The organism is Pseudoalteromonas sp. 3D05, from assembly GCF_002723455.1.
In the GTDB taxonomy this organism is placed as follows: domain Bacteria; phylum Pseudomonadota; class Gammaproteobacteria; order Enterobacterales; family Alteromonadaceae; genus Pseudoalteromonas.
On the sequence record NZ_PDUS01000019.1, the window covers coordinates 1 to 21,241 of the forward strand.

A 21,241-nucleotide genomic window follows, 5' to 3' on the forward strand; every position below is an offset into this window, starting at 1 on the left:
CTTTTTCGTTTAAAAACGCGGGATAAACCCGCTGCCACAAAACATTTTTTACCACCGAGGGCACTGAGGCGCTTCGCTACACAGAGAAGACATATAAAATGAATACTGTTATTTCCTCTGTGAGCTCTGTGTTCTCTGTGGTGAACCTTTTACTTTTTCGTTTAAAAACGCGATATAAAATCGCTGCTACAAAACATTTTTTACCACCGAGGGCACTGAGGCGCTTCGCTACACAGAGAAGACATATAAAATGAATCACTGTTATTTCCTCTGTGAGCTCTGTGTTCTCTGTGGTGAACCTTTTACTTTTTCGTTTAAAAACGCGATATAAAATCGCTGCTACAAAACATTTTTTACCACCGAGGGCACTGAGGCGCTTCGCTACACAGAGAAGACATATAAAATGAATACTGTTATTTCCTCTGTGAGCTCTGTGTTCTCTGTGGTGAACCTTTTACTTTTTCGTTTAAAAACGCGATATAAAATCGCTACTACAAAACCTTTTTTACCACCGAGGGCTCCGAGGCGCTTCGCTATACATAGAAGAGAAAGCATATAAAATCCCCCCTAGCTCCTAGTAACTTCCCTTGCACCTAGAACCTTTCTCTTCCTAGCGCCTTTAACTTAGTACCTTTACCCTACTTTTCTTATGTCGTTATTATCTACTGTTACTTCTACTTTTTGGTTAAGTAGATTTACTAATAATATGCTGCGCATGTCGCCGTCTGGCTCTTTAAATATGGCTTGTACATCTTTGAATGACCCGTTATTTAGGTACACTAAATCACCCGCACTTGGCAGGTCCTTTATATTTAAATTGGGTTTAATATTTTGTAATTCAGAAATCAGGTACTCAGGCACTATTTGATAGGACGCACCATACGACACAAAACCACTTACGCCACGGGTATTTTTTACCGCAGCAAAGTTACAGTTTTGTGAATTTAAATGAACGAATAGGTAATTTGGAAACAATGCAGATTCTTTAAAGGTGCGACGACCTTTAATAAGCTTTTCAGTTTTTAATAGAGGAAAAAACGCTTCAATCCCTTGGTTTTGTAAATTTATTTTTGCACGCTCTTCTTGGCGCGGCTTACAAAATAATAAGTACCAACTATCCATATCAATCCCTAAAATACTGACTTCTTTGCTTTTACTATTTCTACCTGAAATATAAGCATGGGGATTATACGCACTGCACTATGGGCTGTCTATAAAAACCCCATTAAATATATTCATGTTTAATGAGGTTTTATTAAATCAATGGGTCTTAATTAGGGGGGGCTAAATTTACATTGAATTCTTAGCCAGCGAATTCGGGCTTAATAAATACTATATTAAATATGGGAGAGCTGATGAATAGCGATTGATTGTTATAGAAGATAGATTTTACTGCGTCACTTAGCTTAAGTAGTAACGCAGCGAAGTATTTTATAATTCTTCTTCTCGATGTTCATTTTTTCTATAAAACACGAGCTTACCATTTTGCTCATTAATCACGGCATCTAATATCGGAGCAGCACCTTCAGCTATTGTCATTATATTTGGGTTATCGATTGTCAAACCATCTCGCAATTTGGTTTGTATTGCACCTGGGCACAAAACCACTACGTGGTAGTCGTCTTTGTAAAGCCCTTTTGATAATGTCACCACTCCCGCCTTTGCAGCGCAGTAAGATGTCCAATCTTTGTAACTATTAAACGCAGCAGTTGATGCAACATTAATTAACTTAACTGATTTATTCGCTTTAACTGCGGCTCTGCATATTAAGTAACTGCCAATTAAGTTAACTTCAATGTCTTTGATCCAAAGCAATGGGTTAGAGTCAGCAACAAAGCTTGAGTAAAGAGTGCCCGCTGCATTCACTACAGCATCGTAATGCTCATTTTCAAAGAAGTTAGTAACAGAGTCGACAGAAGAAACATCAAGTTCATGTCTTGATGGTGCATCTACATTGTGGCCCTGCTCTATTAATGCGGCAGTAATATATTTAGCAAGATCGCCTTGACCACCTGTTACTAGCACATTCATTTTTTAGGTTCCGGTATTGGATGAACATCACTTGGTTCAATCAGTTTTTTGTATTGATCGTAGATTTTCTTTTTTAAGTTAGTAGAGCTGACACCCGCACCGTATGGAAAGTAAAAAACCTGTACTCCTTGCTCCTTGAGATAGTCGTACTTTCCTTTCCAATCGTCACCAATAACAAAAATATCGATATTTAAGTTTTCAACAGTTTCATTATGATCCAAAGTACGCTGTGGGATCACTACGTCAGGGTCTCTTAATCCTTCTACAATCGCTATTCGTTCCTCAAAAGGCACCGCAGGTGGTTTTTTATAAGAGCACACTAGTTCATCTGTACTTACACCCACAATGAGGGTGTCACCTAAACCACGACCATAGTTGATCATTTTTAAATGATTACTGTGAAACAGGTCAAAAGTACCTGAAACATATACAACTTTGTTTTTCATAAAATTAAGACCTATAGTAAATTTACACTGTACTGTATTTTTAGCACTGCTTTAAAATAGAGGGGTTAACTTAAGCGTTTACACTCGCGATTTAACTGCGCTAATTATGTAATGTAAAAAGTAATATAAAATACTAATTGATGATATACATTCTTGTTTTTTTAGTATTTTAAAGTGCCAAACCGCTGCTTTCAATTTATTTGCTGACAAGCTACCACTATGAACCCTGTAGTTAGCTAATGGCGTTGTTACACCTATAGAATCCGTTTTTTCCAAAATCGTAAGCCACATATTATAGTCTTCGTGACCGATAGGCTCCTGCATGATTACACCTAACTTACTTACGTTGTACATTCCTGTCAGATTACCAACTTCATTTTTTTTCAGCATGTTTTTATAGGTAACCAATTTTTTAGCTTTTTTAAAGCCTAAAACCTCTCCATTACTAGTTATCCTATTGTAAGCCGTATGCGATGCATACACACCACTTTTAAGCATTGCTTCCAATTGCAAAGCTAGTTTTGATGACTCCCAAGTGTCATCACTATCCAAAAACGCAACATACTCGCCAGAAAGGTATTTCAAACTATTATTCCTTGCTGACCAAGCACCTGCTACGCCATCATTTAAGTAGTACTTTATTCTTTTATCTTTTGTGGCATAACTTAAGACAATTTCTTTTGTTGTATCTGTTGAATTATCATCTGTAACCAATAACTCCCACTCTGTGTGAGTTTGTTTTAAGATTGATTCTATACTTTGCGCAATTGTGTATTGTGCGTTATAAGCTGGCATTATTATAGATATTAACGACATATCATTAACCTAAAAATTTATTGAATGGTACCGTGGTTATTTATGCCCTGATCCCGAGTTCACTTATCAAATAGCGAACCCCGTCACGTAGGCTAGTTTGCTTGTTAACAGTCACGGCACTATTTAAGCGCGAAACATCTAAAATATTTGATTCAATCAATGGGCTTTGGGGCTTTATATAGCTAATTTTATAATTAGTATGCCCTTTTAATTCACTGTCGATTACCTTAATAATATCCAAAGTTGATAGCCCTACTCCAGAACCAATGTTATAGGTAGTGAAAGGTAAGTTTTTAGCCTCAAGTAATTTTATAAACAAGTTTATAAAATCATCTATGTAAATGTAATCCCTGACTTCATTCCCAGTCCCCCAAACCTCAATACTTTGAGAATTTTTAATTCTGCCTAAAAGCACTGCGATCAAACCTTGCGAACCTTTAATGTTTTGGTATTTTCCATATGGGTTAGCAGGTCTTACAACCAAAAACTGCTTTCCTAAACGAGTACTTTCTGATTGAGTATACTTCTCTAACTCCACTTTACTTTTACCATAAGCGCAAATAGGAGCAAGCTTATCGTTCTCTTTGTGGGGGCTTTTACTATCTTTATAAACCCGCCCTCCAGATGAAAGAAATACAACTCGATCAGCTATTGAAAACAATGATGTAAGGGCCGTTTTATTTTTTGAAATTTCTTGCTCATAGTTATCGATGCTACCATTGACAGGCACCGTATTAACTAAATAGATCGCATCATGTATTTTTTCAGGTGATAAAAAAGCTAGTTTCTCTGCTATTTCATGTAATTCGCCCTTAATAAAGATCAAATTTGATGAAGATATATTTGGTTCAGTACGACCATAAACAAAAACTTTGCATGAATTAGATAACAGCTTTTCAATTAAATTCAAGCCGATAAAACTAGCCCCTCCCACCAAAATCACTTTTTTCATACTATTTCACCTCAATAACTGAACTGTATAGTTTTTCAGTAATTTTGGTTACTTGCTTCCAGCTATGGTGGTCAACCACATAAGTATGAGCATTAAGTGATTTATTTGCTAAATCAGCACGAGTATAACCGCTAACTTCTATAAGATAATCGGCTATAGATTCCGGTGTACTATCTGCTAACCAGCCTATGTCGTTTTTATTTAATATTTCTGACATATTTGCTCCTGGTGTAACTAAGCATGCAATACCAAAATACAACGCTTCAAGTATCGCCATTGGAAAACCTTCATACCTAGATGTTAAAACAAACACATCGGACTCTTTAAACGCGTTAATTTTTTGTTCGCCAAATACACCACCTTTAAATGTTATGTGAGGAGAGTTTAATTCTGCAAGGCAAGATTTAACAATTGACTCTTCCTTCTCGCTTCCGATGCCATACATATCTAGATGAATGCGCTTAATTAGTCCTCTAGATTTTATCAGTGTTAAAGCATCAAGTAATATGTCTGTGCCTTTATGATTAAAGTCAATTCTTGAAAGGTAAATAAATCGAATTGGTGCTTCTTGACTGGCTGCTTTTTCTGTCGGATTTTTATAATCAAAATCCAAAGCATTAGGTTCAATGTAGTCTATTTTATTCCATAACAAAGAGTTTTTCTTTTCATCTTCATTCGTAAATATCACTCCAGCTGCCGAGGCTATAAATTTTTTATAAAACAGGCTATTGGCAATCATTTTCTTTAACTTTGATTTTTCCTGGGCCGCTTTCATCAAACTAGAGTGAGGTTTTACCAGATATTTAATGTTTTGTTTTTTTAGGAGCTTATATAAAGAATAATATTTAAGGTAATAGATGCCATGAAAAACGACTAAATCAAAATTTGCTAAAAAGACTGATAGCTCTTTAATAGCGCAAAAATTAAAGACCTCAATTTCCTGTGAGTCGAAAGAATTATTAAAGATCAATAATGATGGCTTTATTGATTCACTGTACAGGCTGTGCATTCTGATCATTTCAGGGATTAACCTACCAATACCATTTGATGGTTCAATTTCATTCCCGACAACATGTAAAACTTTCATTATGCTTCCTTTTTCTTAGCCTTTTTCGTAAAAATAAAATAGCCAGGCATCTTAACGACGATTAAAAATACTGACAAAATGATAAAACATAACCAAGACTTGAAGTACAAGAAAAATGAGAAGTCATTATTCAATGGTAATGTAAGTAGAGTAACAATATAAACAGCATGTGCATACCCATGCAGGTACTTGCTAAAAACACCTTTTAGAATGTACAAACCTACGATGTTCATCGTAACTATTAAAGGCGCGATTATTAGGGAAATATCACCAAAAATAGTCCAAGCATGTGACTGCATATAAGTATTTGAATTTACCCACGCACTTCCTGCTGTTGGAAAAAATATTGTAATTATTTCAGCTGCGGGGTCTGTTGCGGCAAATCCAAACGTACCTGCTAATGGCATTCCATAAGTTATACGTTCAAAATCAGGCGTTAATACATCGTACATCATGTATGCCCCCTCGGCTTGCCCAATGAAAAGCCTTCCTGCTACGGCATTTAAAACTTCCCCTATGGGTGTTTCATGTAAAATCATAAAACCACCTGCTAAAAATACAAGCCCAATAAGTGGCGTTATTAAGACATAAAAATAGTTTATATTTCTTGCCTTTTTTAAATACAAGACAAAAAGCATAAAAAACACCATTACCAATTTAGACTTTTGTAAGTCATACAAACAGTAAAAAGTCATTAACCAAAAATTGATATAAAATATCTTGGACGTCAGGGGAAGTATCTGTTTACAAATATAGGAGTATATTAAAGAAACGTATGGAAAATACATAAAGATATACCCTATAAAAAGCCCCCCAAACCCCGTTTCTTGTTTGAGTATTTTTGCCTTAAGCATGGCAGCACCTATCGCATCCCCTTTAAGTGCCAATACGATTGGTAGTTGACCAATAGAGGCAACCTTTATAAATACAACTACAATTGAAATAATTAATAAGCCAATTGCCATACCTTTTGAAACTGGGACCGACTTTAGGTTTATATCTAGGTCAATATACTTAGAACAAAAAGACAACATGAGTAATAAACATGCAATTGAAGTCGCCGTATACCGGAATGTTAATTCCAACAACTCTTGTGACATGCCACTTTGAATATTAAGAACAAGAGGAAAAGCAAAAAATGAAACTAAAATAGTCCCTGGTATGATCTGGATGAATAAAGTTAAAAAAAGGTAAGACCCGAGAACGGATGGTCTAAAAGAGAAAATCTTGAGCTGATAATGTGCCACACAAGTTGCAAAAATCAACAATATAAAAATTAATAGATTTTCTATCACGAAAAAATAACCTCAAACATTTATTTATAAAAACTTTCTAATCATTTTATAAAGTCTATACGGCCTAAAAAGACAAACCATATAATGGTAGGCTAAATATGCGCCACTTCTTTTATTTCCAAAATGCTTTAGCCATGTTGTTTTTTCTTTAAAAATAATATAATCATCCCAAATTTTAAACGCATATTTATGGCTAAGTTCAGGCCAAATACACTCTTTTTGAAAGCAATAAAGTGAGTTCAAGTATTTGGCGTTCCCTATAAATTCATTATGTTGGCTTAAAGAGTCTCCAACTCGATAGTAGACGGTGTCTTTTTCAAAATAGTCTAAGCGTATACCCTGCTTTAAAAGTTTAAACCACAGCGGGTAATCTTCGAGCATGGTGTACCTCTCATCGGCGTAACCAACACTCTTCAATGTTTCCTTACGAATAAATGCTGTTGGCGCCAAAATATTGCAACCCTGTAATATCATTCTAAACTGTTCAGCAGGTGGCATAGCAAGAAGCTCACGATCGTTTTTGGCCTTGACTTGATTTTTCAAACCATCAGAAAATAAGATAGCGTCAGAGAATACAACTTGCGATTCAGGATGTTCTTTTATGTAATTAAGGTTAGCGCTAATGCAAGTATCAACTAAAATATCATCAGCTGCGATCGTTTTAATCCATCGACCTGTGGCATTCTGCCACACTATGTTGCAATTAGCCGAAACCCCTTTATTTACTTTATTTTGATATAGTTCAACTCTATGAAAATGATGCTGATTCAACTTCAGCCAATCACTCGCAATAGTTGTAGTGGTATCACTTGAGCCATCATCACTTATTAATAATTCTATATTCTTGGCTTCATAAGTTTGCGTTAACACACTATCAAGTGTTTCGATAATTGTGCTGGAAGAATTATAAGCAACAACTGCTATTGTGATTACTTCTGACATATAAGGTTACTCATAAGATTGAATTGCAATAAAGGTAATTTAAAAGGTTGATTTAAACATTAGAATTGAGTTTTTTATTACGCAGGTAATTTAGCGCAATAAAAGCGACAACCATAAAATATACAGAATAATTTAAAGCGTAAGCGTAAGTGACACCATTTAGCCCATACAGACCAACAAAATATTGCGTTAAAAATACAAAACCAACCGAAAATACTATTTCCGTTGCTATAAATAGCTTTGTCATAGCCTTGGCCAGCATGACATAACTAAGGAGCCAGGAAGCCAGTTTAATTACATCACCTATAAGTTGCCATTTAAAAAGCTCAGACATAGGTGCAAATTCTTTCGAGAAGAGCACCTGTATAATAAAATCTCTGAGAACATATATCAGCAGAGCCATTACGACTACAATTGGAAGTATTATTTTATATCCATTGATTAATTCTTTTTTTATTTCTTTCTTGCATGTTAATTCAGCCAGCTTAGGTAGGTAGTAAATCCCAAGCGTTGTGGTAACCACCATTAAATACATACTCGAAATATACCAAATAGCTTGCCAATAGCCTGCATCTTGCCAACTTAAATTGTTCCCTAAGTAGTCGCGAACAATTAGGTGTGAGATTGGCGCCACTGCAGCACTCGTCAAAGTCATCGCTGAAAATTTAAATAATTTTTTAGCTTCAACTTTGTCAAAGCCCTTTCTAAATGCTGAAAGCTTCAGCAAGGCATGGTGACGAATTGACCAAATAAGAACCAATAATATAATTGATTGATTAGTCACCATAGCTATAAATACGCCTTCCAATCCTAACAAGTAAATCATTACTAAGGTAAAGATTAGACTAAAAACACTTTGTGCAATATTTATACTGATAAATGTTTTTATCTGTTTTAAACCATTTATTATTGATAAAAGAAGTTGATTTAAAACAAAAAAAACAATACTAAAACCAAAGAGTATAAATATATAAGTAAAATCGCGGTTTTTTAGAAAATAATCCGCTAATTGCCCAGAGAAAATACATATTGCTATTCCAGCGCCAGTAGCAGTGAAAAAGCTAGTAATTGTTGCTGTACTAAATAAGCATTCAGTTGTTTTATTTGCAACGGAATATTCTGCAGTATGCTTCACAACGCCCTGGTTTATACCACCTTGAGCTGCTGTCATCGCAATCTGAATAAAATTTTGAAGTTGACCCATAAGCGCCAGCCCCGAAGGGCCAACTAAAACAGCTACAACCTTATTTATCACTAAAGCAGCTAACATCTTTACTGCAGTAGCGATAAAACTCAAAACAGATGTTTTAAGTAACGTCATATAAAGATACAGCTTTGATTACTTGATCTACATCTTCATTTTCCATAACAGGAGAAATAGGTAGACTTATTACTTCTTTATGAATTAATTCAGTAACAGGGAATGAGAGATCAGCCCAATCAGCATATGCACCTTGCTTGTGTGGTGGTTTAGGATAATGAATTAAAGTTTGTATACCTTGGTTATTCATGAAGGTTTGGAAAGCACTTCTATCCAAAGTCCTTATAACAAATAAGTGCCACACATGCGTTTCTTCAGTCACTGCATCTATATCATCTGTAAATGGCAGTATAAACTGAGAGCCTCTCAATGCATTCATATACTTTGCTGCAACTGCGCGTCTATGTGCTATCTCATTGTCTAAGTATCGTAGTTTAACCCTTAGCATAGCTGCTTGTATTTCATCTAAACGGCTATTAACGCCTTGATAAATATTCTCATACTTTTCTTTACTGCCATAGTTACCTAGTACACGAATGGTGTCAGCTAATTCTTTATCATTCGTTGTCACAGCGCCAGCATCACCCAGCGCTCCAAGGTTCTTGCCTGGATAAAAGCTGAAACCACTGGCGTCACCCCAACTTCCCGCTTTTTTACCATTCAAGCTAGCGCCATGGGCTTGAGCTGAGTCTTCAAGTACAAGTAGCTGTTTACGTTGTGCTATGTCCATAATCGCCGGCATATTTGCCAGTTGCCCGTATAGATGAACGGCTAGTATTACTTTCGTTTTAGCGGTAATAGCGGCTTCTGTATTTAAAGGGCATAAATTATAACTATGCTCTTGCGGTTCTACTAATACAGGTTTTAATTTATTTTCAGTTATAGCTAAGATGCTTGCTATGTAAGTATTTGCTGGCACTATAACTTCGTCACCGTCTTCTAGCTTACCTAGCTCTTTCCACGCTCTTAATGTCAATGTAAGTGCATCTAGGCCGTTGGCAACACCAATACAATGTTTTGTACCACAATATTGAGCAAACTCGTTTTCGAATGCTGCTACCTCACTGCCTTGAACATACCAACCAGATTCTATAACTCTGCTACAAGCCGCATTTAAGTCAGCTTTATATTGATTGTTAATTTTTTTTAGATTTAGAAAAGGGATCATTATCAACTCTATTTACTTGTTCAACAACTAACTGCACTCAAATATTAAATTCAGCAATCCACTTTTCCACTTCGGCTTGGGGATACCCGCGTGTAAAATGGCTTCGCCAAGGATAAGCGTTTCGGTTAGAGCCATCCTTAAGTTTGATCTTGGTAATTTCACATATCGGCTTTGCTGGGTTACCCGCTACGACCCACCCTGAATTTACAGTTTTTCCTACAATGCTACCTGCACCTATCAATGTATCAGATTCAACTTTTACACCAGGTAAAATAACTGACATAGTCGCAATCACAGCAAAATCATTGATTTCACAGCCTAGTAAAACCTCGCTTGGCGGGTGCGGGTCATTTGTAAGAACAACATACGGAAAAATCCATACATAATTACCAATTTTTGACTTATTACCAATATGAACATTGCTATGGCATTTTACGTAGTCACCTATCGTGCAATGACCCTGAATATCACCTAGCGTACCAAGCTGAAATCCAACACCAGCAGTTGTTTTCTCTCTCACCGTTACCCGATGGCCTGTTACTAAATTATCGCCAAAGGTGGAAGCCGCATAAAAAACACTATGACTACGAATATGGCTGTTTTTTCCAATAATAAGTGGTAAACCGTCTGAAAATGCATTCTCCACTCCTAACTCACAAAATGACTCGATAACAGTGTTATCGCCTATAGATACATTTTCGTGAACAATCGTATACGCTCCAATTGTGACATTTTCCCCAATTGAAGCGGTTTCACTAATAATAGCTGTTGAATGAATCAAATTTGCCATCTGGAGTTCCTTTTAATATGAGTAAAAACCAATACCCGTTTTTCTACCTAATTTTTTTGCACTAACCATTTTACGTAATAAGTATGAAGGTCGATATTTTGAGTCTGAAGTTGCAGTATATAAGGCTTCCATAATTGATAAACAAACATCATTACCAATGAGATCAGCCAACGCTAAAGGCCCTAGAGGATGATGAGCTCCTAGCTTCATTGCTGAATCAATCTCTTCAGCGCTTGCAACTTGACTACTTAATATTTCAACCGCTTCATTTATCATTGGAATAAGCAATCTATTTACAATAAAACCTGGACTATCTTCTACACGCACAGGTTTTTTTTGTAATAAAGTACAAAACTCCCAACATTTTTCAACCACAGATGGTGAAGTCAGCATTGATGGTATTATTTCAACTAATTCCATGCTCGCAACAGGATTAAAAAAGTGAATACCAATGAAGTTTTCAGGGTATTTATAGCCTGCGGCCATGTCTGTTACAGATAAGCTTGATGTGTTTGTTGCCCAGATTGTATTCTCTGTTATGAAATCAGTGTAATCATGAATAATTTGCTTTTTTTGACTTATGTTTTCACTAATAGCCTCAAAAACAAAATCATAACCGACGTCATTTTCTAATTCTTTGACAATATTAATTTTAGCTAAAATATCACTCTGCGTTTCTTCTGATTGCATTCTCTTTAAAGAGCGTTTAATTAATTTTTCAAGATCAGATCTTAGGCGTATAGCTTTGTCTTCATTTCTTACTAGAACGGTTACGCTAAAGCCTTTAAGAGCGAATTGACTAGCAACCCCAGCTCCCATAGTTCCCGCGCCTATAACCAAAATTTTACTAAACATAACTCACGCCTTTTAAAAATTCATCATAACTTCTAATGTAATCAGATTCATCGTAATGCTCACTTGCCAATACAAGTAATACACAATCTTCACTAAAGTCATGCATTTCCCGCCAGATCATATCTTCAATCAAAATACCTTTAGTAGCTGAGTCTAACCACTCATCTTCTCTTTGCGTGCCGTTATCTAGTGTCATACGGCATTTACCTGTCACGCATACTGCTACTTGCTTTAACTTTTTATGGGCATGAAACCCTCGAGAAACACCAGGTTTAGTCCCAAAAATGTAATACACTCGTTTAACATCAAATGGTATTGATTTATTACTTTCAAGAGAAACAAGCGATCCTCGCTCATCACCTAAGGGCGGTAAATTAATTAGTTTAATTAAGCTCATACTTATTCCTTAATTATTTCTAATAAATACTGCCCATAATTATTTTTTAGCAAGGGTTTTGCCAAATCCATGATTTGTGACTTGGTAAGCCAGCCATTATTAAATGCAATCTCTTCTAGGCAAGCAACTTTATAGCCTTGACGTTTTTCAATTGTTTCAACAAAGCTTGCTGCTTCTAATAAGCTTTCGTGCGTCCCTGTATCAAGCCAAGCAAAGCCACGTCCCAACATTTCAACATTAAGCTTTTTGTTTTTAAGATACATCTCATTTAGGCACGTTATTTCTAACTCACCACGGCTAGAAGGCTTCACATTTTTTGCCATTTCGACAACTTGGTTATCGTAAAAATAAAGGCCTGTTACCGCAAAATGTGATTTAGGCTTTGTAGGCTTTTCTTCTATTGATATAGCCTTGTTATTCTCATCAAATTCAACAACACCAAAGCGTTCAGGATCTTTTACCTGATAACCAAATACTGTTGCGCCATTTTTATTTTTTGCATTTTCAACTGCGTGTTTTAACTTTGGTGTAAAACCTTGGCCATAAAAAATATTATCACCTAGGACTAAGCACACGTCATCGTCACCTATAAACTCTTCACCAAGTATAAATGCCTGGGCTAACCCATCAGGGCTCGGCTGGATTATATAGGATAGATTAACACCAAACTCACTACCGTCACCTAGCAGGCGCTGAAAGCCTGCCATATCGTCTTTTGTTGTTATTATTAGTATTTCACGAATTCCAGCTAACATCAGTACTGAAATTGGATAATAAATCATTGGCTTATCATAAACAGGTAGTAATTGCTTTGAGACACCTTTTGTAATCGGGTAAAGTCTAGTCCCTGATCCACCTGCTAGTACAATACCTTTCATTATTTATCTTCCTTTATTTCATTTAGCGTGCCTAAACGCTCTCTTTGATATGAGCCATTCTGTACATTTTCACACCAGGTGGTATTAGCCAAGTACCAGTCCACAGTTTTACGCAGGCCTGATTCAAAAGTTTCAACCGGTGTCCAATTGAGTTCATTACTCATTTTGGTTGAGTCTATTGCATAGCGTCTATCATGGCCGGGGCGATCTGCAACGTATGTAATTTGCTCTTCATACTTAGTCTCTTTAGGAACCAACTCATCTAATATCCTACATATAGTCTGGACAACTTCTATATTTTTCTTCTCATTGTGCCCGCCTATATTATAGGTTTCACCGATCTTTCCCTCAGTGGCCACTTTATAAAGGGCCCGCGCATGATCATCAACATATAACCAATCACGTATTTGATCTCCTTTTCCATAAATAGGGAGATCTTTTCCTTCTAAGGCATTGAGGATAACAAGTGGAATTAGTTTTTCAGGGAAATGATATGGTCCATAGTTATTTGAACAATTAGTAACTATAGTTGGTAAACCATAAGTTCGAAGCCAACTACGCACAAGATGATCACTTGATGCTTTACTTGCAGAATAAGGGCTACTTGGTGAGTAAGATGTTTCCTCTGTAAACAATGGTAGTACGCCATCTTGCTCATCTGGGTGAGGTAAATCACCGTAAACTTCATCAGTTGAAATGTGGTGAAATCGAAAAGCAGCTTTTGCAGGAGCAGATAATTGGCTCCAGTAAGCTCTAGCTGCTTCTAGTAAGTTATATGTGCCAATAATATTAGTCTGTATAAATTCTGCTGATCCTGTTATTGAACGATCAACATGACTTTCTGCTGCAAGATGCATAACAGCGTCTGGCTTGTACTGCGCAAAGACTCTAACTAACTCTGAACTATTACAAATATCCACCTTTTCAAAGAAGTAGCGTTCGTTATCCTGAACACTAAATAAAGATTCTAAGTTTCCGGCGTATGTTAATTTATCTAAATTAATAACTGTATCGTTCGTATTTTCAATTATATATCTAATGACTGCTGAGCCAATAAAGCCTGCACCGCCTGTAACAAGAATTTTCAAAATATATCTCTCTAAATTAAATCTTATCGACCCATACCAAATAACACGACTTTCACAGTTTTCACTAATATTTTAATGTCTAACCACGTACTATGGTGCTTAATGTAATGAATGTCATATTTATGCTTCCAAATAGCATCTTCTGTAGATGCACCATAAGGGTAACTTATTTGAGCTAACCCTGTAATACCTGGCTTCACAGCGTGTCTAAAACGGTAATAAGGGATTTCCTTTTCAAGACTATCGATAAAAATCTCTCTCTCTGGGCGAGGTCCCACAATTGACATTTCACCTTTTAAAATATTTATAATTTGAGGTAACTCATCAATACGTGTTCGCCTTATAAATTGACCAACTCGTGTAACCCTACTATCGTTCTTTGATGCCCATTGAGCACCTGTACTTTCAGCATTTTTACTCATTGATCTAAACTTGATCACATAAAACTCTTCGTTATATTGCCCTGTTCGTTTTTGCTTATAAAAAACAGTCCCTGGTGATTCTAACTTAATAAGTAACGCCGTAATCAAGCCAACTGGAAGTGCAATTAGAGACAGTAAAAATGCAGCAACTATATCCACAACTCTTTTAGCAAACTGTGTTCGCTTATGAGATAAAATAGAAAAGGCCTTTTGATGCAAGAAATAACTACTATGAAGTAACGCGACTTCTGTATAGCCAAAACGGGCATCTAAATAACTAACGAGAGGTTCTACCCAAGCACCTAATTCAGTAGCAACCACAAGGTAGTGTCTTTGATCTAAACTTAATTCTGCAACTTGATAGTGACATATTACTTGTTTACTTAAATCTTTTAAGCTGTAGTCATTAACTTTAATATCAAAGTCATAGTTAGTAGCTAGTTTATTGATCAAAGGCTCTACACTTTCTGGACAATATAAATATATCGTGTTTTGCTTTAAAGCTTCACTGCTAGATTTAAACCTGTTAAGTACACGTATATCTGTATGATTTAATTCATTCTCGAACATTTGATTTCTTTCTGTATTTAATATGTGACATAGCGATTAGCATAAAAGTCTATTCAACTAACTCTTACTCGTCATTATATAATGACGATACACTAAGTTATTTATTTCTAGAAAAGTATTGCATTAGTACAAACATTACACTCAACGCAAGTCCTAAAACAGAGCCTAATATACAAATAAGTACCCTCTTAGGCTTAAATTTTTCCTCAGGAACAATGGCTTTGTCTATCGTCTTAAATATGTACTCATCCCTAACCTCTGCAAATAAAATAGTTTTAGCTTGCTCTTCGATCAGTTTAAATAGAATAACCCTGATCCCTGCAACAGTAGTCTCAGATATTTGCTTATTTAAAAATTCAGTACTACGTTTGGCTTCAAGCACATCTCTACTTTTCATTTCAGCATTAATATCTTCAACTAACAATCTAACCCACTTTTGCGCTATGTAAGGAGATACATGCTCAATAGAAACAGTGACCATTCCTGTATCCTTGGCCAAAGCTACAGACATGATCTTATTAAACTGCTTATAAGCTTCTTGCATTGATGGTTTTGCTTTAAATGGAAGATCCACATCTCTTATCCACTTATCTTCCAAGGCTAAGTAATCATCTTCATTATACGTTAAAGTGTTATCAATCATATTCCATGAATCAACAGCCATTAATTCAGGTAATATATTATGCTTCTGGATGAACTCACTTATAAACTCTCTAGACTTTAATACTTCGATAGCCATTTTCACACTTTCATCACCATCATCCCCAATACTAATTCCTGCCATACTAGCCAAACCACCTAACTGTCCAGCTAAAGCACCTAGGCCGCCAGCAGATTTATCTGAATCTGCTGGAGCTAATAAAGCCTCTGACTTATAAATATTGGGGCTATTAATTGCATATAAAGCAGCAAAAAAAGTAAAAAGCAAGGTAACAGCTACTATCAATATTTTTTTCTGTAAAAGAGCTTGTATTAATTCATTAGGATCAATCACATCATCAGTGATCTGCTGCACTTGCGTACTATCTTCTTTATTAATAGTTTCTGTCTTTAGCATTACTTCAAATCTCTATCTATGGTGTGTTTCATAATATATACCGATAAATATAAACACTAACTTTGTTGCTTGTTAGTTATTACTTGCTACAGACTGCCTATAGCAGCGACAGCAATACCCAATTGATATACTATTTGGGTTGCAGTGCTCCACAGTGTTAGGTTATCCATATAATCAGAATTAAGTGGAACTACGATTGTGTCGCCAGCCTCTAATACTTGAGCATCATTAACAGCAAACCACGTGCCAGTATCAGGAATAACAACAGAACCATTCGCTTTAATTATATATATTCTTTCATCATCCGCTCGTTCCTTTAAACCACCACTTAACGTTATGTAATCTTTATAAGTTATACCCGGTTTATAAAGGTGTGACGTTGAATAGTTTACTTCACCAATCACACTAATGGAGTCACGCTTACTAGGAACATACAAGGCATCACCATTTTGCAAAACTAATGATTGCTTATCGGCAACAATTAACGGTAAATCTATAACTAATCGACCTACGGCTTCTACATCCGCTAAATCAGTAAGTAATTTATTCATTTCGTCATAAGAAAGTGATGTGCCACCGACTGAGTTTTCAAAACTTTTTTGTGCTATATCTCGTCGTAAATCTTCTGACAATTTAGCTAACTGCTTTTGTTCTTGCAGACGAATTGATTCTCTAGTGAATATTGCTGCATTTTCTTCTGCGAACTCAGAAAAACCGCCAGCTCTGGCTAGAAGGTTTGTAAGTGTTTCACCACGACGTATCGTGTAAATACCTGGAAATTTAACTTCGCCTTTAAGCTCTACTTTTACATTTTCTTGCCAATTCGGAATTGAGAATACATTCAGACTATCTTTACTTTTAAGTATGTGGTTATGACCACCTTCTTGTAATATTGCTTTTTCCAAATTAAATTTAATGTGCTCAACTTTTGAAGAATCATTAGCAACTATGCGAGTAATTTCAGCTTGCTCCGTATATGCTGACTCCAACAAGCCACCTGCAGCCATTATTAACTCATTTACACCTGAGTTTACTGTTAAAGGGTAAACACCTGGATACGTCACATGGCCATTAATTTCGACTAACTTCATAGCATTAGCCACTGATGCTTGCTGCTTTAATTTTGCCTTTATTGGCTTCAATAAATTATGTCTGCTGAACAAAGCATAATCTTCAGGTTCGAATTCTTTGTCTTCTATTCCAGAGCGCTGTTTTGCAATTTGTGCAAGTGTGAGGTTTTTCTGTTTATTATCTTCTTCAAACGGATCTTCATCCAGAACACCTATATATCGCTCAAACTCTTGTTGCTGATATTCATGCCACTGCTTAGCTTTTATTTGAAGTTCTTGCTGTGCCTCAGTTAACGCTAGATTTGATAATGCAAGCTCCTCAACTGCTTTTTCTTCATAGCGGCTAAACACAAGTACTTTGTCATTTTCATGAAGCTGTAAATCATGCTTAGGTGCTTTTACAATTGCTTGTGCTATATCAAATTGATAGACATCAATATCGCCAGCAACGTTAACTTCTCTAATTAATAATCCATAGCCTAAATCCGCTTGAGGGAGCATATCACCTCTAACCGACGTAAATACATCTGAAATACGCTTACCTTCATGCCATTGATAATGACCGGGCCGTGCTACAGCACCCACTACGCTAATTGAATTATCATACTGCGAGCTGATCGGATTAAAGCGAATGCGATCACCATCTTTTGGCGTATAACGTACACTTTTAGCTGTGAAATCAACTGAAAGTATTTCTTTTCTGTTATGGTTATTAAACCGCTCTATAACTGCTTTTTTAGCATATGCCTCAGGCTTAAGACCCCCTGCCATATTTAATAAATCGCGAGCGTTTTCGTTTTCTTTTAATTCAAAAATAGCAGGGCGCTTTACTAATCCATCGACCGCTACTTGAGGACCCACAGAAGGAATAAATACCACATCACCTGGCTTCAATATTATGTCGCTACGGCTGTCGCCTTTAATCAATAGATCATAAAGGTCAAAGTTAGCGACTACTCTACCCGCTCGCTTCACTTGAATATTACGCAGAGAGGCGATATCTGAAACACCGCCACTAATAAATAAAGCATGTGATACTGTTGTAAGTGATGAAACACTATAGCTGCCTGGTTTATATGCTTCGCCTAAAACAAGAATACGAATACTACGCAACTGTCCTATTGATACAAACGCTTTTATACCAATAACTTCTTGTTCAACTTTAGCTTTGATTAATTCTTTTACTTCAGAAAAGGTTAATCCCGCAACTTGCACAGGACTTAAATTTGGAATGCTAATACGGCCTTCTCGATCGACTACAACTTCATGACTTTCACTTTCTTTGCCATAAAAGTTGATATTCAACTGATCGCCACGCCCGATTAAATACGTATCAGGAACAGCTGCGTTTTCACTTGGCATAAAAGTAGTGGGTTCACCAGCAAACAGTTCATAACCGAACGGCTTAAGTTCGTTTTCTTTAGGCTTAAAGCGCTCATCGTCAGTTAGCAGCTCTTCTTCAACTTGAAGTCGAGGTTGTATTGTTGGCTGCTCCTGAGCTGTATTTTGTGAGTTACCCTTACCTGTAATACTTGAAAGGTCTACTCCATACTGCTTTGCTAGGGCTTCTTGCTGAGCTTTGGGTAACTTTTTAAACTGTTCTATTTGCGCTGCACTCGGCGTGAATGCCCACGTAAATGCAGAAAAAAAGAGTATAAAAGTTATTAAAATTCGATTAAATAACATCACAAATAGGTGTGTCCCTAGTTCTACGGCCAAAAAGATTGGCTATTCTACATTATTTCAGTACAAATAAAAAAGGGACCAAGGCCCCTTTATTGCAGTTTAATGTCATTTTAACTAAATAAAATGTTAAAAACTGTAAACTAAAGTCAATGACGTCTCTGTATCAGTGCTTTCTTTGTCATCTGCAACAACTGAGTTGTTGGTGATGTTATAAGCAACTTTCATTTGTAGCGAGCCATTAATTTTAGCTAGCAATGCCGTTTCAGAACGTGTTTTGGTGTTTGTGTCACCGTACTCTACAGATACTAATTGAGTAAATTTTGCGTTATCAGATATTTGCCAATTATAATCCAATTTACCTAATGCGATAACTTCACTGTCTGTGTCGCCCGCATTTGGAATTCCGTTTTCATCCACACTACCTTCAGGAAACTCAAAATGCTTGTAACCAGGACCAATCTCAGCATTTAACCACATGTCTGAACGGTCAATAAAACGTTGACCGTAACCTGCAGAAATTACGGCTTCGTTTCTATAAGCACCAAAGTAATCAGAAACATACGAACCGTAAATATATAAATGTGAGTGATCTTCGTTTAATTTGTAATTACCTTGCGCTGAAAGCGAGTACTTTTCATTAGTGCGCTGCGTTTCTTTAGCACCGGCTTCATTTTCAACTTCGTCTTCTTTATAAAGACCATCAACCTTGTATTCATTATTCCAGTTTTCTAAGTTGTGTAATGCTTTGATCCCACCTTTTAGGGTAGTTGTTTCTGTATTACCACTAGTGACGATGGCACCTAGCTCACTGGTAATGTCCCATGTTTTAGTTTCTTCAGCGAAAACGTTAGTTGCAGCTGATGCTACAACTAAAATTGATAAAAGCTTTAATTTCATTAAAAAATAACCTTGCTACTTAACGTTAAATAAGAGCACGCTGCTAAAATCGCGATGGGCTGCAATTTAGCCTGCGTGCTTTATGTATTAATCTTCTTTGTGGAAATGCACATCCATTTGCGGAAATGGAATGCTAATGTTGGCATCATCGAGCTCAATTTTAATGTTTTCCATTAAATCAAAATACGTTGGCCAATAATCAGCTGAATTAACCCAAGGGCGAACTACGAAGTTTACGCTTGAGTCTGCAAGTTCACTGACTGCCACTGTGTAAGCCGGATCTTTTAAAATACGCGACTCTTTGTCTAACACAGATTTAAGCACCGCTTTAGCCTCACGTAGGTCTGCATCATAGCCAACACCGATTACTAAATCGATACGACGTGTTTTTTCACGTGAAAAGTTAACAATTGGGCCTGACATAATCGACGAGTTAGGCATGATGATTACTTTATTATCTGGCGTACGAAATTCCGTAGAGAATATTTCGATTTTTTTGACTGTACCTGCTTTTCCGCCAGCTTCTACGTAGTCACCTGATTTGAATGGGCGAAGTAGGATAATAAGCACACCTGATGCAAAGTTTGATAAAGACCCTTGAAGTGCTAAACCAACGGCTAAGCCTGCAGCACCTAAAATAGCGATAAATGATGTTGTCTCGATACCAATTTGCGATAGCGCCATCAAGATAGTCGCCATAAATACAATCGCGTAGACAATGCTTGATACAAACGAGCCTACCGCTTTATCAACTTTTTTCTTATCGAATGCTTTTTCAGTTAAGCCTGCACAAAATTTTGCAACGCGTCCACCTAATAGAAAGATCACGAGTGCGATAACAGCTTGTATGCCGTAATGCAGGATCAACCCTGAGTTTTCGTTTATCCAGTTTAATATTGTATCCATTTTCACTCCTGATGTGAGGTTAAGCAGTTTGCTGGTTAAATTATATCTGATTTGAATCGTTTTTTTATATTAATTTATTGGCTAGTATAAAAGTACGTAGTGAAATACGAATTTTCTGAGCGCGAAAGTGTAGTCTTACAACATGAACACAGTATGAAAAGAATGATTTTTATGCAAAATGATTGATATTCTATTTTTTTTCAATTTTTTTACGCTTACCCCTTCACAAGATTTATAATTTTATGTATTATCCGCGCCACACCAAACAAGGTGTGTTGTGGCGGTTGTAGCTCAGTTGGTAGAGCCCCGGATTGTGATTCCGGTTGTCGCGGGTTCAAGCCCCGTCAATCGCCCCATCTTTCCCATCTTATTAATATCGTTCCTTTGTTTAACATCCCATTTTAATTCTGTATAGAAAATCCAAACATGGCTTTGGGTTATTTGCTGCGTGCTGCCGGTTATGATGAGCAGACTTTTAACCATTTAATCTTTACCTCTGCGGTGAGTTAACCATTTAAACAATTTTTACCACAGAGTGCACAGAGCTTCGACTATACCTAGCCTCTAGTCACTTCCTAGCTCCTAGCTCCTAGCTCCTAGCTTCTAGCTCCTAGCTTCTAGCTCCTA

The 21,241-nt window shown here is 36.5% G+C and carries 20 protein-coding genes and 1 tRNA gene; 1 reads left to right on the forward strand and 20 read right to left on the reverse strand.

What is annotated here, in order from left to right; translation table 11 throughout:
* Positions 1-633 precede the first annotated feature (633 nt).
* From rfaH to CSC79_RS16355, 20 genes are all read right to left on the reverse strand, one after another.
* Entirely contained in the window at positions 634-1,122 is a 489-nt protein-coding gene (gene rfaH / locus CSC79_RS16260; RefSeq protein WP_099296801.1) for a transcription/translation regulatory transformer protein RfaH, read from the reverse strand.
* A gap of 309 nt (positions 1,123-1,431) precedes the next feature.
* Positions 1,432-2,031, reverse strand: coding sequence for an SDR family oxidoreductase (locus CSC79_RS16265; protein WP_099296802.1), 600 nt, complete (start codon positions 2,029-2,031; stop codon positions 1,432-1,434).
* The gene (locus CSC79_RS16270; protein ID WP_099296803.1) at positions 2,028-2,477 is read right to left on the reverse strand and encodes an adenylyltransferase/cytidyltransferase family protein; all 450 of its coding nucleotides are present in this window, start codon (positions 2,475-2,477) and stop codon (positions 2,028-2,030) included. The genes CSC79_RS16265 and CSC79_RS16270 overlap by 4 nt, the downstream gene beginning before the upstream one ends.
* 78 nt (positions 2,478-2,555) lie before the next feature.
* Positions 2,556-3,293, reverse strand: a complete 738-nt coding sequence (locus CSC79_RS16275; RefSeq protein ID WP_099296804.1) for a glycosyltransferase family 2 protein — start codon at positions 3,291-3,293, stop codon at positions 2,556-2,558.
* Between the two features lie 40 nt (positions 3,294-3,333).
* On the reverse strand, positions 3,334-4,245 hold the full coding sequence (locus CSC79_RS16280; RefSeq protein WP_099296805.1) for an NAD-dependent epimerase/dehydratase family protein: 912 nt from the start codon (positions 4,243-4,245) through the stop codon (positions 3,334-3,336).
* 1 nt (position 4,246) lies between these two features.
* The gene (locus CSC79_RS16285; protein WP_099296806.1) at positions 4,247-5,332 is read right to left on the reverse strand and encodes a glycosyltransferase; all 1,086 of its coding nucleotides are present in this window, start codon (positions 5,330-5,332) and stop codon (positions 4,247-4,249) included.
* Entirely contained in the window at positions 5,332-6,627 is a 1,296-nt protein-coding gene (locus CSC79_RS16290) for a hypothetical protein (protein ID WP_099296807.1), read from the reverse strand. The genes CSC79_RS16285 and CSC79_RS16290 overlap by 1 nt, the downstream gene beginning before the upstream one ends.
* A gap of 24 nt (positions 6,628-6,651) precedes the next feature.
* Positions 6,652-7,569, reverse strand: a complete 918-nt coding sequence (locus CSC79_RS16295; protein WP_099296808.1) for a glycosyltransferase — start codon at positions 7,567-7,569, stop codon at positions 6,652-6,654.
* Positions 7,570-7,621: 52 nt separating this feature from the next.
* Positions 7,622-8,890: an O-antigen translocase gene (locus CSC79_RS16300; RefSeq protein ID WP_099296809.1), complete on the reverse strand. Its 1,269-nt coding sequence runs from the start codon at positions 8,888-8,890 to the stop codon at positions 7,622-7,624.
* Positions 8,877-9,998 (reverse strand): DegT/DnrJ/EryC1/StrS family aminotransferase, encoded by a 1,122-nt coding sequence (locus CSC79_RS16305; protein ID WP_099296810.1) that lies wholly within the window; start codon positions 9,996-9,998, stop codon positions 8,877-8,879. Before CSC79_RS16305 ends, CSC79_RS16300 begins: the two co-directional genes overlap by 14 nt.
* 37 nt (positions 9,999-10,035) lie before the next feature.
* The gene (locus CSC79_RS16310) at positions 10,036-10,788 is read right to left on the reverse strand and encodes an acyltransferase (protein ID WP_099296811.1); all 753 of its coding nucleotides are present in this window, start codon (positions 10,786-10,788) and stop codon (positions 10,036-10,038) included.
* A gap of 12 nt (positions 10,789-10,800) precedes the next feature.
* Positions 10,801-11,643 (reverse strand): 3-hydroxyacyl-CoA dehydrogenase NAD-binding domain-containing protein, encoded by an 843-nt coding sequence (locus CSC79_RS16315; RefSeq protein WP_099296812.1) that lies wholly within the window; start codon positions 11,641-11,643, stop codon positions 10,801-10,803.
* Positions 11,636-12,040, reverse strand: a complete 405-nt coding sequence (locus CSC79_RS16320) for an FdtA/QdtA family cupin domain-containing protein (protein ID WP_099296813.1) — start codon at positions 12,038-12,040, stop codon at positions 11,636-11,638. Before CSC79_RS16320 ends, CSC79_RS16315 begins: the two co-directional genes overlap by 8 nt.
* Positions 12,041-12,042: 2 nt before the next feature.
* Complete coding sequence (gene rfbA / locus CSC79_RS16325; protein ID WP_099296814.1) at positions 12,043-12,918, reverse strand: glucose-1-phosphate thymidylyltransferase RfbA; 876 nt, start codon at positions 12,916-12,918, stop codon at positions 12,043-12,045.
* Entirely contained in the window at positions 12,918-14,006 is a 1,089-nt protein-coding gene (gene rfbB, locus CSC79_RS16330) for a dTDP-glucose 4,6-dehydratase (RefSeq protein ID WP_099296815.1), read from the reverse strand. Before rfbB ends, rfbA begins: the two co-directional genes overlap by 1 nt.
* 23 nt (positions 14,007-14,029) lie before the next feature.
* Complete coding sequence (locus CSC79_RS16335) at positions 14,030-14,998, reverse strand: sugar transferase (RefSeq protein ID WP_099296816.1); 969 nt, start codon at positions 14,996-14,998, stop codon at positions 14,030-14,032.
* Between the two features lie 97 nt (positions 14,999-15,095).
* On the reverse strand, positions 15,096-16,055 hold the full coding sequence (locus CSC79_RS16340) for a Wzz/FepE/Etk N-terminal domain-containing protein (RefSeq protein ID WP_099296817.1): 960 nt from the start codon (positions 16,053-16,055) through the stop codon (positions 15,096-15,098).
* A gap of 86 nt (positions 16,056-16,141) precedes the next feature.
* Positions 16,142-18,811: an SLBB domain-containing protein gene (locus CSC79_RS16345; protein ID WP_099296818.1), complete on the reverse strand. Its 2,670-nt coding sequence runs from the start codon at positions 18,809-18,811 to the stop codon at positions 16,142-16,144.
* 126 nt (positions 18,812-18,937) lie between these two features.
* Complete coding sequence (locus CSC79_RS16350) at positions 18,938-19,708, reverse strand: DUF481 domain-containing protein (RefSeq protein WP_099296819.1); 771 nt, start codon at positions 19,706-19,708, stop codon at positions 18,938-18,940.
* Between the two features lie 87 nt (positions 19,709-19,795).
* Positions 19,796-20,614: a mechanosensitive ion channel domain-containing protein gene (locus tag CSC79_RS16355; RefSeq protein WP_099296820.1), complete on the reverse strand. Its 819-nt coding sequence runs from the start codon at positions 20,612-20,614 to the stop codon at positions 19,796-19,798.
* Between the two features lie 280 nt (positions 20,615-20,894).
* Between CSC79_RS16355 and CSC79_RS16360 the strand changes: the two genes are divergently transcribed.
* Positions 20,895-20,970, forward strand: a tRNA-His gene (locus CSC79_RS16360).
* Positions 20,971-21,241: the final 271 nt, after the last annotated feature.